Source organism: Streptomyces sp. NPDC093261 (assembly GCF_044753645.1).
Classification (GTDB): Bacteria; Actinomycetota; Actinomycetes; order Streptomycetales; family Streptomycetaceae; genus Streptomyces.
This window is the reverse complement of sequence record NZ_JBIVNO010000028.1, coordinates 78,400-90,078: the sequence shown is the minus strand read 5'-3', so window position 1 is coordinate 90,078 and position 11,679 is coordinate 78,400. Positions and strand designations below refer to the sequence as shown.

Below are 11,679 nucleotides of genomic sequence, written 5' to 3'. Positions count from 1 at the left end.
CCCGCGGAGCGGGTCACATCGCGCTGCGCGCGATGCAAGCGAACACCCGCGCTGCGCGCGGGTGTTGCGCTCCCGCTCCGCGGGAGCGCTGGCTGACCGCTGCGCGGTCAGCTCACCTGCCCTGCTGCACAGGGCAGGTGATGCTCCGTCCGCTGCGCTCCCGGAGCGGTGGGGGCTGCGTCCCCACCCGGTGCCCTGCGCTGCGCTCCGGTCACCGGGTGGCGCTGCGCGCCACGAAGGCCTGCCCCGCGTAGCGGGGCAGGCCGACGGGCCTACGGCCCGAGCGGCAGCAAGGGGCGGGGGGCGGTGCTTCTCCGGCTGACTCCTGCGGGAGGAGCCAGCCGGGTGCCGGGTCAGCGTCTCCGGGACCAAGTGCTCCCGATCCCCGCCACGTGAAGAGCCAGAGCGGTCAGCCCCAGGAGCATGACGTTGACTGACGAGAACGTGTGATTCGTACTGATCTCAGCTGCGTTGATGAGGAACGCGATGAAGAACAGAACCGCCGCGACTATGCCGAGCATGACAAGCCCCTCTCGATGGGAAGTGAAGCCCGTATGCCCGGCCACCGGCCTCACAGACGTGGACGGCGCCTTCGAAAGCCGCCCGCCCGCCCGGCAGGAGCTGGCCGGGCGGGCGGCTCCTCAGGCGTGGGCGTGGCGGGTGCCTGCCGCCTTGTGATGGAGGTTTGCGGTCTTGTGGGGGGCCGCGTGGTGTGCGGGCCGGCCTGTCGTGGGGACCGCGAGACGTCGCAGGGTCAGGCCCGCGGTGGCGAGGAGAGCAGTGAAGACGGCCAGGAGGAGGACGGATACCCACATCTGCCGGCTCCCGGGGGCCTGCCAACCGGTCCAGGCTGTGGATCCCGCCCACAGCAGGACACCCACGGCGTAGAAGGAACGGACACGGTGCAGCTGCCGCACGGCCCGCAGGAACTCGATGCGTTCGGTCTTCGGTGCCATGCGGGCCGTGTACCCCCGCGGACGCTGTTCAGCAGACCAGGCTTACTTGCTGTCTGGGCACCTCTGGTCGTGTTGCGGGGTGCGTCCTTCGAAGTCGCGTCGTACTGCTGCGCCTTGGTCTTCGACCAGCCCTGCACTGTCGGGGAAGTCCAGGACGGCGCCGCAGTGCTTGCACAGTTTCCCGTCCTCGGCGGGCGTGCCGCAGGCCTTGCAGAACTGGTTGCCTTCATTGTTTCCAGGTTTCTGTGTCATGGCTCTCCCGTGTCTGGGCCGGGCGGTGCTGCTTGCGGAGTACCCGGGGCTTCTGCGTTGATTCTCCATCATGTGCTTCATTCTGTAGTTGCGATAGAGTCTGGAATTAAGTGGTCCTCGTTCTGTGAGTGATGTGGCTCGCTCGAGAGTGGCCGTCTGCGGGTCCGCATCGGAGGTGGCGATCCGATGTCACGGGGCCGGTGCTATGGCTGCTGGCTCAATACCCGCGTAGGAGCAGCTGGTTGAGGTGTTTGGGTTCCAGGGAGCTGTCTTCCGGCTTGCAGAAGGAGGGACGTAGAAGTGACCGTGAAGGAAGTCCGTCCGCATCAGCGAGAGGCCGTGGACGCAGTACTCAGGGCGCTCGAATTGCCTGCAAGATCGAGGGTGCCCGAGCGGGGGTTGCGGACTCAGGTGGTCATGGCGACCGGATCGGGCAAGACCCTCGTCGCCGTGCGCAGCGCGCAGGAGCTGCAGGCGGGTCGAGTGCTGGTGCTCGTGCCGTCGCTGGACCTGCTCGCGCAGACCGAGGCCGCCTGGCGCGAGGGCGGGCGCACGGGGCCGATGATCGGGGTCTCGTCCCTGCGGGGGCCGGAAGTGTCCTTCCCGAACACCACGGACGTGGACGAGCTGGTCGCCTGGGTCCGCCCGTTCGACAAGGCCACCGTGTTCGCCACCTACGCCTCCCTCGGGCTCGGCACACTCGAGCGCGCGCATGCCAGGGGTCTTCCGGGGTGGGACTTGATCGTCGTGGACGAGGCGCACAGGACTTCCGGGCGGATCGGCAAGCCCTGGGCGGTCGTCCACGACAACGCCCGCATCCCCGCCCTGTGCCGGCTCTACATGACCGCCACCCCCCGGCTGTGGCAGCTCGACGACGACACCGAGGCTGCGCCGGGCGTGCCGGGTGAGCTGGTCGCGTCGATGGAAGACGATCCGGAGGGCCCGTTCGGGGCCCGCTGCTACACGCTGACGCTGTCGGAGGCCATCGACCGCGGGATCTGCGCCCCCTACCAGGTGGTCTGCGTGGACATCACCGACAGCCAGCTCCAGGCCGCCCAGCTCCTGGGCGCCGAAGCCCGCTCGGACCAGGTGCGCGGGGCGCGGCTCGCGGCGCTGCAGACCGCGCTGGTGAAGGCCTCGGCCGAGGAGGGCTTCAAAAGGACGCTGGTCTTTCACCATCAGGTGAAGGAGGCCGAGGCGTTCGCGGCCGGCCTGACGGACGTCGCCGGCCGGCTGCACGGGACCGATCCTGGGCTGTACCCGCGCACCGTGTGGGCCAACTGGCTGTGCGGCGAGCACGGGGCCCTCCACCGGCGCCGCGTCCTGGACGAATTCTCCCGAGGGATCGCTGCTGACGGCACGGTCGTGGAGAAGACGTTCCTCGGGTCCGTCCGGGTGCTCGGTGAAGGCATCGATACATCCCACTGTGATTCCGTGTACTTCGCGGACGTCCGCGGCTCCATGCCCGACCTCGTCCAAGCCGTCGGCCGCGCACTGCGCATGCACCCCGGCGACGGCAAGATCGCCTCGCTCGTGGTGCCGGTCCTGCTCGGGCCCGGCGAGACAGTCGACAGCATGCTCACCTCGCGGGCCTACGGCGGCCTAGCCAAGCTGCTGGAAGCGCTCAGGGCACACGACGCCCGCGTCGTGGAAGCTCTGGCACAGCCCCAGGCGCCAAGCCGTGTCAGAGGCGTACAGACCCGCAACGGGGCACAGGAGGAGGGAGCAGGCAGCGACCGAAGCGACCAGCTCTCGGTGCCGGCCCAGGAACTGCTGAAGTTCTCCACCCCCCGCGACCCCGCGCAGCTGGCCGCGTTCATCAACCTGCGCGTCCTCAACCCCGAACACGCCCACTGGCGACGCGGCATCGAAGCCGCCGCCATCTACCACCAGCGCCACGGCGACCTGCGCGTGCCCTTCACCTACCGCGTCCCCACCGCGGGCAGCGACGACCAGGAACAAAAGACGGACAACGGCGAGGGGTGGCCGGCCACACTCGCCGCCTTCCCGCTAGGGCAGTGGATCGCCGACGCCAGAAAGTTCTACGCCCGCGGCGACATGAACGCCGACCGCATCGCGCAGCTGGAAAAGCTGGGCATGGTCTGGTCACACTTCGACATCGCATGGGAAGAAGGCCTGGCCGCCGCCCGCGGATGGGCCGAAGCGAACGGGCACCTCTTGGCGCCGCTGGACGCCACCCACCAGGGATACCGCGTGGGCATCTGGCTGAAGAACGCCCGCGCCGCCGCCCGCAAGGCGCAGCAGATCGAGCAGCGGCGTGCCGAGGGTCTGCCGGTGGGGTCGTCGGCCGGCGCCTTGTCGGAGGAGCGGCGCGAGCAGCTCGAGGACATCGACTCCTCGTGGTGCCCAGCCTGGCCGGTGGAGTGGCAGCGCGCCTTCCACCTCGTCCGGCTCCACCTGCAGGCCGGCGGCGAGCTGCCGACCGAGCCGGGCGTCGTTGTGCACCAGGGCGAGGATCTGGGGCGGTGGGTACGGGCACAGCGGCTCGGCTGGGAGAAGCTCACAGGCGCACAGCAGTGGATGTGTGAGCACATCCTCGGGGTCAAGCCCGCCACCCAGGACGAGAAACCGAAGCGACGGCGCAGCCAGGCGGACAAGTGGGCGATGAACTACGCCGCCGCCAAGCAGTACTACGAGCGTGAGGGGCACCTGCGGGTCCCAAGGAAGCACGTAGAGACGATCGTCGTCGGTGACGGGCAGGGTTGTAGCGGCCAGGACCAGGAAGAATGGCAGATCCGGCTTGGTGCATTTATCGGCAACCAGCGCTCCAGAGCAGCCACGCTGTCGCCCGAGCGAGTAGAGCAGCTCTCCGCCATCGGCATGCGCTGGACCTAACTAGACGCGTACCCACGGCGAACCTGAAAGCGTACGTATCGCGTACGAGCCCATCGCCTCGGTGTGTGGGTCGGGCGACGGACGGCTGCTGGCAGGCACCCCTCGGCTCACTCGGCGGCCTGGGTGCTGCCGAGGCGGCCGCAACCGCTCCCTCCCCGCCCTCACCCGCCGGAGGAGCACCCGCCGCCGCCTACCCGGGACCCGCTTTCCGTGCCGCGACGCCCGGCGTTTCGGGGGTTGGGTATCCGTTACGAAAGCGCCCGCCCGGGCGGCGAACACGAGACCGTGGTGGAGTGACCCGCTACCCCGGCCTCCTGCGGACTGCTCCCCTGCAGGGAGAGACGACCTCGTCGCTGATCTGCCGCCTCGCCCTCCGCTACGGGATGGAAGCGAAGGGGTTGCGGGCCTGCTTGAAGTGGCGCAATTACCCGCCCGGGCATGAGGGCGGAGGTGCGCGGGCCGACGCCGAGGTGCTGCTGAACACGGCCGGGCGCCAGCTGCTGGCAGGCATGTGCGGCGTGGAGGAGGACGTGCTGGCGCGGGCGTTGCCGTCCTGGGCGGCAGAGGATGCCAAGCTGCGTGCCGAGGCTGGTGAGCCGGTGGGGTTGTGGCGTATCGCCGGTCCGGTGGGGTTCGGGTGCCGGCTGTGCACGGCCCGGCGCACGGGGGCGGCCGTGCGGGTGGTGCGGTATGCGCCGCGGTGGGAGCGGGTGTGTGTGCGGCATGGGCGGTGGCTGCTGGACGCGGACGCCAACCAGCCGTTGGAGCACCTGGATCTGCGTGGCCTGCCGGAGGTGGTGGAGGCGCAGCGGCGGTGGGCGGGGGTGGCGCGGCGGGCAGTACGGGCTGGTGCGGAGCCGGAGCGGGTGTTCGCGCTGGCGCGGGCGGTGGTGGCCTGGTGGTGGGAGCAGGCTTACGGCAGGGAGCGGGAGACGGTCTGGCCGCAGCGGCTGCATCAGGTTGCGGGCGGGGATGCCGGTGGTGATCTGGAGCGGTGGCGGATCGTGGGGCGGGAGGCGGTCGTCTTCCCGGAAGTGGTGGCGGTGGCCGAGGCTCTGCTGGACCCGGCAATGGCGGAGCTGGTGTGGGTGGACAGCGGTGCCGGGCGGCCGCGGGCGCTGCCCGTGGACGGGATGTTCTGCCGCAGGCTCGGTGAGCGGGTCGGCCGGCCGTGGTTGGGGCCGCTGGCCGCGGCGGACCACGGCGGGCCGCTTCTGGCGTGGATGGGCAGTGTCATCCGTCTTCGCCGCGGTGCCGGTGGGCCGCCCGGGTAAGACAACGACCTGTGGTGGCTGCGGCAGGAACACCAGGCCGCGGCCATGGCCGGTCAGCTGCGGGTGCTGGGCAAGGAGAAGAAGGCACCCGGTTCGGGGACGATGTGGCGGGCTGCTGTACCCGTCGAGCAGCGCATGCTGATCACCAGCACGCTCGACAGCGTCCAGGAGCAGTTGCTGCAGCTGCGCGGGATGCAGACCGGTCCGACCGCCGACGTCGCCCGGCGGCTGCTGCGCGGCCTCGGTCACAGCGCAGTGGGGGCTGTTCGAGACCGCCCCCGCCGCAGCGCGTGAGAAGGCGCTGGCCTGGCAGCGGCACGTGCGGGAAGTCGAGTGCGGGCTCACCGGCGGGCTCGGCAGCGAAGGAACAGTGCGGCCGCAGTACGACCCGCAGCGGCACACGCTGGCCGAACGGGAGCAGGCCAAGGCCCAGGAGCTGACCGCGCTGGGCTTCGGCCGGGTGTCGCGCACCACGGTGCAGCGCATGCGGCTCGCCTACCGCAAGCAAGGCCTGTGGGGGGTGCTCGACCACCGCACCACCCGCGTCTCCAGCCCCACCGGCCGAGCCGACGAGCGGGTCGTCGCCGCCGTCCGCGAAGCACTGTGCCGCCACCGCGGCCGCTCCCGGGCACCGTCAACGGCCTGTTCCCGCTCATCAACCAGATCCTCGCCGACCGGCACGGTGCCCGCACCCGTCGCAAGCCATGCTGTACCGGCTCGTCACCAACCTCGCCCGGCCCGGTGAACTGCCCTCCGGACCCGTCCGGCGAGTACCGGCGAGCGTCGACGGGCAGGCGTTCACCCCAGCTACGGCGCTGCGGCCCGGCGAGCAGGTCCAGGTCGACACCACCCGCCTGGACGTCCTCGCTCTCTTCGACAACGGGCGTCTGGCCCGACCCGAACTGACCATCGCCGTCGACGTCGCCACCCGCGCCATCCTCAGTGCGACCAAGGCCGTGGACGCGGCGCTGCTGCTGGCGGAGATGGCCGTCCCGCACCCCGCCCGGCCCACCTGGCCCAACATCCTGCGCATGGACCACGGCCCCGCACTCCCCCACCAGCGGCTGGCCGCGCTGGATGAGCGACTGGCCGGGGCTGCGGCCCGGCCCGTCGTCCTGCCCGAGACGATCGTCGTCGACCGCGGCAAAGTCTTCGTCTTCGCCGCGTTCACCGCCGCCTGCGAACACCTCGGCATCAGCGTCCAGCCCGCCCCGCCCCACGCCCCCACCGCGGCTGCCGCAGGTGCCGCTTGCGTCCGTTGCCGGCTGAGTTGTGGTCCGGCCTGTCGGGGCCTGCCATCGAGTGTGGAGCGGTTGCGGACTGCACCATCCTCATCGAGCCGGTCACGTTTCTCCTGATGGCGCTCGGGCGCCGGGGCCAGTGGGGTCCCCTCGCTCAGGGCTGCATCCTGGTCGGGGGGCGCAAGCCCTGGCTCGCTCCGCGTTTCCCGGCTCTGTTCAAGGCGCCCTGAGCGCGACGGGCCGCGGCGGCCCGACGGTGGCCGGCTGCCTGTGGTCTTGCCGGGCTCGGTGGTCACCCGGGTTCGGGGGCGGTGACGGCCGGGGCGACGCCGAGGAGGCCGAGGAGGGTCTCGCGGTGGAGGTCCGCGATCGGGCCGAGGAAGTCCGGGTGGCGCAGCAGGGGGGCCGCGCGGTGGTCGCGCGGGCTGGGGATGGTCAGCCGGCGCGCGTCGCCCACGCTGTCGGGGCCGTGGTGGGTGGCGGCCAGGCAGGCGGCGGCCAGGGCGGCGAGGTCGGCGTCGGCCAGCAGGCAGGCCGCCCAGCTGACTACGGTCTCGTCGACCTGGGTGCGCCAGGCGTGGGTGGCGTCCGTCAGCGGGGGTGCGTCGGCGCCGGTCACGAAGTCCAGCCGGCCGGAGCCGCCGGGGCCGAGCAGGTCCAGCAGTTCGGCGTCCAGCGCGGTGGGGTAGCGCAGGGCGGCGGCGATGGTGGCCGCATGGCCTGCCTGGGCTTCGGCCAGGGCCTGGTTCAGCGGGCCGGTGGCCGGGGGGAAGGCCGCCAGCAGCCAGCGTGCGGAGGCGGCGATGACGGGCGAGAGCGCGGTGGGCATGGTGGACCGTCCTGTGCGTATGCCCGCCTGTCCTGGGTGTTCCGGTGTGGGTGATCCGGTCGCGGGCGCTGCGCGCCCGGGCGGGGAGGTGCGGACAACGGTACGGCGGCCTCCCCCGGGGGCGACAGGAGCTGCGTCACAGCCGGGGATCACCCCCTGGCCTTCGGCACTGGCTCCCACTCCTTCACGGGGACGCCCGGGTCAGCCGGGCGCAGGTGACGTCGATGGTCGCCAACACGCCGGCGCGCGAGACGCTCCGAGAGGCATTGGTCGCCACCTACGTGTGGGGGAAGGGAAAGAGCGGCTCCCCCGGCGGCAGCGGACCAACCACCCTCCACAAGATCCTGGCCGCCGAGGACCTCCCGGCCCGGCGGCTGCGCTCCCTGACGGTGGCGGACGCCCACCAGTGCCACCCGGCCGCAGGCTGGACTCACCATCAGATGGCCGAGCTGGCTCGCGCCGAAGGCAACACTCACCAAGAACAGCAGCACTATGAGGCCGCCGTGCGAGCCGGCCTTGCTTGTCACGACGGCCCTTTGACGGGATGGAGCCTCATTCAGGTCGCCAGGTGCGCAGAGCACTGCGGCGACCTTGCGCAGGCAAGCGAACACTACGCGGGCGCCCTGGAAGTCGGCTCCCGGATCCACGATCAGTGGATGGTCTCGAAAGCGGAGAAGGGACTCGCACGGGCCGCCGACCCGGCAAACCACGACGAGGTCGAATCCTGAGCTCAATCAGCGCGCAGCACGAGGCGACGTTCCGCGTACGCGATGGCGTAGCCGCAGACGATGCCGCGGGCCTGCGCTTCTTCGGCTCCGTCTTCCTCCGCGACGCCGCAGTCGCTGGTCTGCGGGGGTGAATCGGTCACCATCGGCGCCTCGTCTAAGCAACGAATGCCACGGCACGGCGAACGCAGTAGCGCGGGTCGGCGGCGAGGATGTCGCGTACGGGGGCCAAGGTCGCATCCGCTGTCTGCGCGGCGGCGACGGCGGCGGCTAGTTCGCGTCGCATGCGGTAGTCGGGGTCGGTTGCCAGTCTCGTGCCTATCCCGGGGTCACGGGGTGTCTGGGCTGCCCAGCGTACGGCGGCGAGGCGCCGGACGCCCGGGTGCGGGTGGGTGGCGAGCTGGGTGGCCGGCACGGCTGCTGGGTGGTTTCCGAGCCAGGTCAGGGCTCTTGCGATCTCGGCTGTTTCATCGGGGTCGGGTCCGTTGAGCAGGGGTTTGGCGAGATCCTCGACAGCGCATGCGCCAGCGTCGCCGGCGCAGGTCGCTGCGGCGAGACGGATGCCTGGCACGGCCAGGCTCGCGGAGCCGAGGCTGACTCGCACAGCGCTCAGCGGGTGCGCGCTGCCTGTCAGATCGTCCAGCGCGCTGCCGTCGTGTTCTCCGCGCGCGCACTCCATGGCGAGGCGGAACAGTTCGCTGCGTGTCTGTGGTGAGAGGACGGCACTCAGGTTGGTGAGCGCGTTGATGGCATCACTGCGGTTGATGGCCGGCTGCTGCTTGTCCAGGACGCGGTCGGTGAGAGCTGCGGCGGCGGCTTCACGCTCCAGCGGGGCGCAGTGACGCACCAAGAGGGCCTGGTCAGCCAACAGCGTGCCGAGTGCAAAGACCCCTGGCGTGGCCTCCAGCGGCGTAGTGATCGTGGTGTAGCTGCTGGTCACCATCGGGGCGTCGGCGGGGAGGTCTTCGCCGACGATAGTAAGGAGCTGGGCCGCCCACAGGTCGGTGAGAGTCATCTCTCGCAAGCCGTCACGGAAGAGCCCGGAGTTTTCCTGGATGGCGTCGGTGGCCAGGTGCGGTACTTGCTGGGCCACCGAGCCGCCTTGCCGCAGGAGTTCGGTCAGCTGCTGGGCCGCCTGTGGCCCGTACTCGTCGTGCCGCCGGAGCACGCCCGCGAGCATCTGGATATGTGCGCCGTCTGTGTGGCGGTATTTGCCAGGTTCGCGCTCGAGGAGGGGTTCGAGCAGAAGAAGGGCACGCTGGACACAGGCGGGGTCGACGCGTTCGATCAGGGCTGCGGCCGCGGCCAGAGCGTGATGCCAGACCTGTGGCAGTACCCATCCCTCTTGGGTGCGGCCTGCTTCACCGTCGGCGAACTCTTTAAGTGCGCGCGAGACGATCTGATCGGCTTGCTCGTCGGGGACCAGGTCTGCCTGGACCGCGATGGCCTTGTATGCGGCAGCGCGTTGCCATGGTTGGGGCGAGGTGAGGGCGGCGGTCAGGTCGATGTAGTGGTCGCCGCCCTCCTTCAGCATGGATTCCAGCTTGTTGGTTGTTCCCGTCCGCACCATCAGGCGTGCGGCCCGGGTGGTCTCCCCGGAGGCGGCGTAGATGTCGGCGAGGAGTTGGGCGGCGGCCATCTCGTCTTGCAGGTGGCCGCTCACCACGGCATGGCGCAGAGCCTTGCGGGCGTCGGTGCAGGCCGCAGCGAGCTTTCCCTCGTGCAGTGCGGTCAACGCGGCGGTGTAGTGTCGCGGTGGGCCGGGACGAGGTGGCTTTGTAGGTGAATTTGGAGAACGTCTGTTGCTCAGCGGTGTGAACGCCTGGTTCCACGGGAGAGTGATGTCGCTGAGTTTCGAGAACGCCCAGGTGCTTGCCTCGGGACCATGGTTGTGCTCTGCACGACGAGGGGGCCCGGGTGCTGCCGAACTCCAAGGTCGATCTGTACGCGGCGATCCGTCGTGATGCCGGGACCGGCATGTCGACGCGTGCGCTCATGCGGAAGTACGGCGTCGGCTTCAACACCGTGCAGAGGGCTCTGGCCTCGGCCCTGCCGGAGCCGCGCAAGAAGATGAGGCCGCGGGCAACGCGCCTGGACCCCTACAAGCCGGTGATCGACGCCATCCTGAAGGCGGACCTGACCGCGCCACGGAAGCAGCGCCACACGGTCAAGCGGATCTACGACCGGCTGCTGGACGAGCATGAAGCCGTCGACGTCTCCTACCAGATGGTCCGCGCCTACGTCGCCGCCCGCCGTGAGGAGATTCGTCTCCAGGCCGGCAAGGGGGTGGTGAACGCGTTCGTCCCGCAGACCCACAGGCCCGGGGCGGAGGCCGAGGTCGACTTCGGTGACGTCAGCGTGAGGCTGGCCGGCGAGCTGGTGACCTGCTACCTGTTCGCGTTCCGGTTGTCGTACTCGGGCAAGGCCGTGCACCGCATCTTCGCCTCGGCCGGGCAGGAAGCGTTTTTCGAGGGCCACGTCCACGCTCTCAACGTGCTGGGCGGAGTGCCGACCGGGAAGGTCCGTTACGACAACCTTAGGGCCGCCGTCGCCCAGGTGCTGGGCCTCTCCCGTCGCCGGGTGGAAGCCGAACGTTGGACCGCCTTCCGCTCCCACTACGGCATCGACGCCCTCTACTGCCAGCCCGGCCTCCGCGGCGCCCACGAGAAGGGTGGCGTCGAGGGCCAGATCGGCTGGTTCCGCCGCAACCACCTCGTCCCCGTCCCTGAAGTGGACACGCTCGCCGAGCTCAACGCGATGATCGACCGGTGGGACCAGGAGGACGACGCCCGCCGCATCCGTTCCCGTCCCCGCACGATCGGCGAGTACTTCGCGGCCGAGCAGCCGCTGCTCGCGCCACTGCCGGAGGAGCGGTTCGAGACCGGTCGACTGTCCACCCCGCGGGTCGACCGCTACAGCCAGATCTGCGTGAGGATGAACCGCTACTCGGTGCCGGTGCGGCTGATCGGCAGAACCGTCCGCGTCATGCTCCACGCCTCCGAGCTCGTGGTCTACGACGGCCGCGAGGAAGTCGCCCGCCATGAGCGGCTCATCGCCCGCAATGGATCCCGCCTCGAACTCGACCACTACCTGGAGGCGCTGATCCGCAAGCCCGGTGCCCTGCCAGGCGCCACCGCCCTCGACCAGGCCCGGGCCGCCGGCCGGTTCACTCCCATGCACGACGCCTGGTGGGAAGCCGCCGTCAAAGCGCACGGTGAACGCGACGGCACCCGGGCCCTGATCGAGGTCCTCCTCCTCAGCCGCCACCTGCCCCACGAACACCTCGTCACCGGCCTCGCCGCAGCCCTGAAGACCGGTGCCCTCACCGCCGATGCCGTCGCTCTCGAAGCCCGCAAGGCAGCCGACGCCGACACCGGACCCGAAGAACCCCCGCAGCTGCCCTCCACCACCAGCCAGAACGCCATCGCCCCGCTGCCCGCGGCCGTCAGGGTCAACCTGCCACCCGACAAGCGGCCCCTGCCCTCCGTCGCCCCCTACGACCAGCTCCTGCGGCTCCGCCGACCCGACCACCCCACCCCGTGAAAG

Annotated in this window: 11 protein-coding genes; 7 read left to right on the top strand and 4 right to left on the bottom strand. The window is 70.6% G+C overall.

Annotated elements, in window-relative coordinates; all coding sequences use genetic code 11:
• Positions 1 to 641: 641 nt before the first annotated feature.
• Positions 642 to 956 (bottom strand): hypothetical protein, encoded by a 315-nt coding sequence (locus ACIP94_RS35595; protein WP_402435299.1) that lies wholly within the window; start codon positions 954 to 956, stop codon positions 642 to 644.
• Between the two features lie 552 nt (positions 957 to 1,508).
• Here ACIP94_RS35595 and ACIP94_RS35590 point away from each other — a divergent pair.
• From ACIP94_RS35590 to ACIP94_RS35570, 5 genes are all read left to right on the top strand, one after another.
• Positions 1,509 to 4,064, top strand: coding sequence for a Helicase associated domain protein (locus ACIP94_RS35590; RefSeq protein ID WP_402435297.1), 2,556 nt, complete (start codon positions 1,509 to 1,511; stop codon positions 4,062 to 4,064).
• 293 nt (positions 4,065 to 4,357) lie between these two features.
• Positions 4,358 to 5,338, top strand: a complete 981-nt coding sequence (locus ACIP94_RS35585; RefSeq protein WP_402435294.1) for a DNA-binding protein — start codon at positions 4,358 to 4,360, stop codon at positions 5,336 to 5,338.
• Between the two features lie 45 nt (positions 5,339 to 5,383).
• The gene (locus ACIP94_RS35580) at positions 5,384 to 5,632 is read left to right on the top strand and encodes a hypothetical protein (protein WP_402435290.1); all 249 of its coding nucleotides are present in this window, start codon (positions 5,384 to 5,386) and stop codon (positions 5,630 to 5,632) included.
• 25 nt (positions 5,633 to 5,657) lie between these two features.
• Positions 5,658 to 6,083: a hypothetical protein gene (locus ACIP94_RS35575; RefSeq protein ID WP_402435288.1), complete on the top strand. Its 426-nt coding sequence runs from the start codon at positions 5,658 to 5,660 to the stop codon at positions 6,081 to 6,083.
• On the top strand, positions 6,043 to 6,696 hold the full coding sequence (locus ACIP94_RS35570; RefSeq protein ID WP_402435285.1) for a transposase family protein: 654 nt from the start codon (positions 6,043 to 6,045) through the stop codon (positions 6,694 to 6,696). The genes ACIP94_RS35575 and ACIP94_RS35570 overlap by 41 nt, the downstream gene beginning before the upstream one ends.
• A gap of 175 nt (positions 6,697 to 6,871) precedes the next feature.
• Here the strand turns inward: ACIP94_RS35570 and ACIP94_RS35565 are convergent, their stop codons facing one another.
• Positions 6,872 to 7,408 carry a hypothetical protein gene (locus ACIP94_RS35565; RefSeq protein WP_402435282.1) on the bottom strand — a complete coding sequence of 179 codons (537 nt, stop codon included), beginning with the start codon at positions 7,406 to 7,408 and terminating at the stop codon, positions 6,872 to 6,874.
• A 44-nt stretch (positions 7,409 to 7,452) separates the two neighbouring features.
• On the opposite strand from ACIP94_RS35565, the gene ACIP94_RS35560 reads away from it, so the two are divergent.
• A complete protein-coding gene (locus tag ACIP94_RS35560) occupies positions 7,453 to 8,136 on the top strand; it encodes a tetratricopeptide repeat protein (RefSeq protein WP_402435279.1) in 684 nt (227 codons plus the stop codon).
• 2 nt (positions 8,137 to 8,138) lie between these two features.
• Here the strand turns inward: ACIP94_RS35560 and ACIP94_RS35555 are convergent, their stop codons facing one another.
• Both ACIP94_RS35555 and ACIP94_RS35550 read right to left on the bottom strand, forming a co-directional pair.
• Positions 8,139 to 8,279, bottom strand: a complete 141-nt coding sequence (locus ACIP94_RS35555; protein WP_402435276.1) for a hypothetical protein — start codon at positions 8,277 to 8,279, stop codon at positions 8,139 to 8,141.
• Between the two features lie 11 nt (positions 8,280 to 8,290).
• Positions 8,291 to 9,868 carry a hypothetical protein gene (locus ACIP94_RS35550; RefSeq protein ID WP_402435273.1) on the bottom strand — a complete coding sequence of 526 codons (1,578 nt, stop codon included), beginning with the start codon at positions 9,866 to 9,868 and terminating at the stop codon, positions 8,291 to 8,293.
• Between the two features lie 242 nt (positions 9,869 to 10,110).
• On the opposite strand from ACIP94_RS35550, the gene istA reads away from it, so the two are divergent.
• Entirely contained in the window at positions 10,111 to 11,676 is a 1,566-nt protein-coding gene (istA, locus tag ACIP94_RS35545) for an IS21 family transposase (protein ID WP_402435314.1), read from the top strand.
• Positions 11,677 to 11,679 lie beyond the last annotated feature (3 nt).

Coding starts and splice junctions, on each gene's coding strand:
- ACIP94_RS35555 (WP_402435276.1), bottom strand. CDS start 8,279: ATGGTGACCGATTCACCCCCGCAGACCAGCGACTGCGGCGTCGCGGAG.
- istA (WP_402435314.1), top strand. CDS start 10,111: ATGTCGACGCGTGCGCTCATGCGGAAGTACGGCGTCGGCTTCAACACC.
- ACIP94_RS35570 (WP_402435285.1), top strand. CDS start 6,043: ATGCTGTACCGGCTCGTCACCAACCTCGCCCGGCCCGGTGAACTGCCC.
- ACIP94_RS35580 (WP_402435290.1), top strand. CDS start 5,384: ATGGCCGGTCAGCTGCGGGTGCTGGGCAAGGAGAAGAAGGCACCCGGT.
- ACIP94_RS35565 (WP_402435282.1), bottom strand. CDS start 7,408: ATGCCCACCGCGCTCTCGCCCGTCATCGCCGCCTCCGCACGCTGGCTG.
- ACIP94_RS35595 (WP_402435299.1), bottom strand. CDS start 956: ATGGCACCGAAGACCGAACGCATCGAGTTCCTGCGGGCCGTGCGGCAG.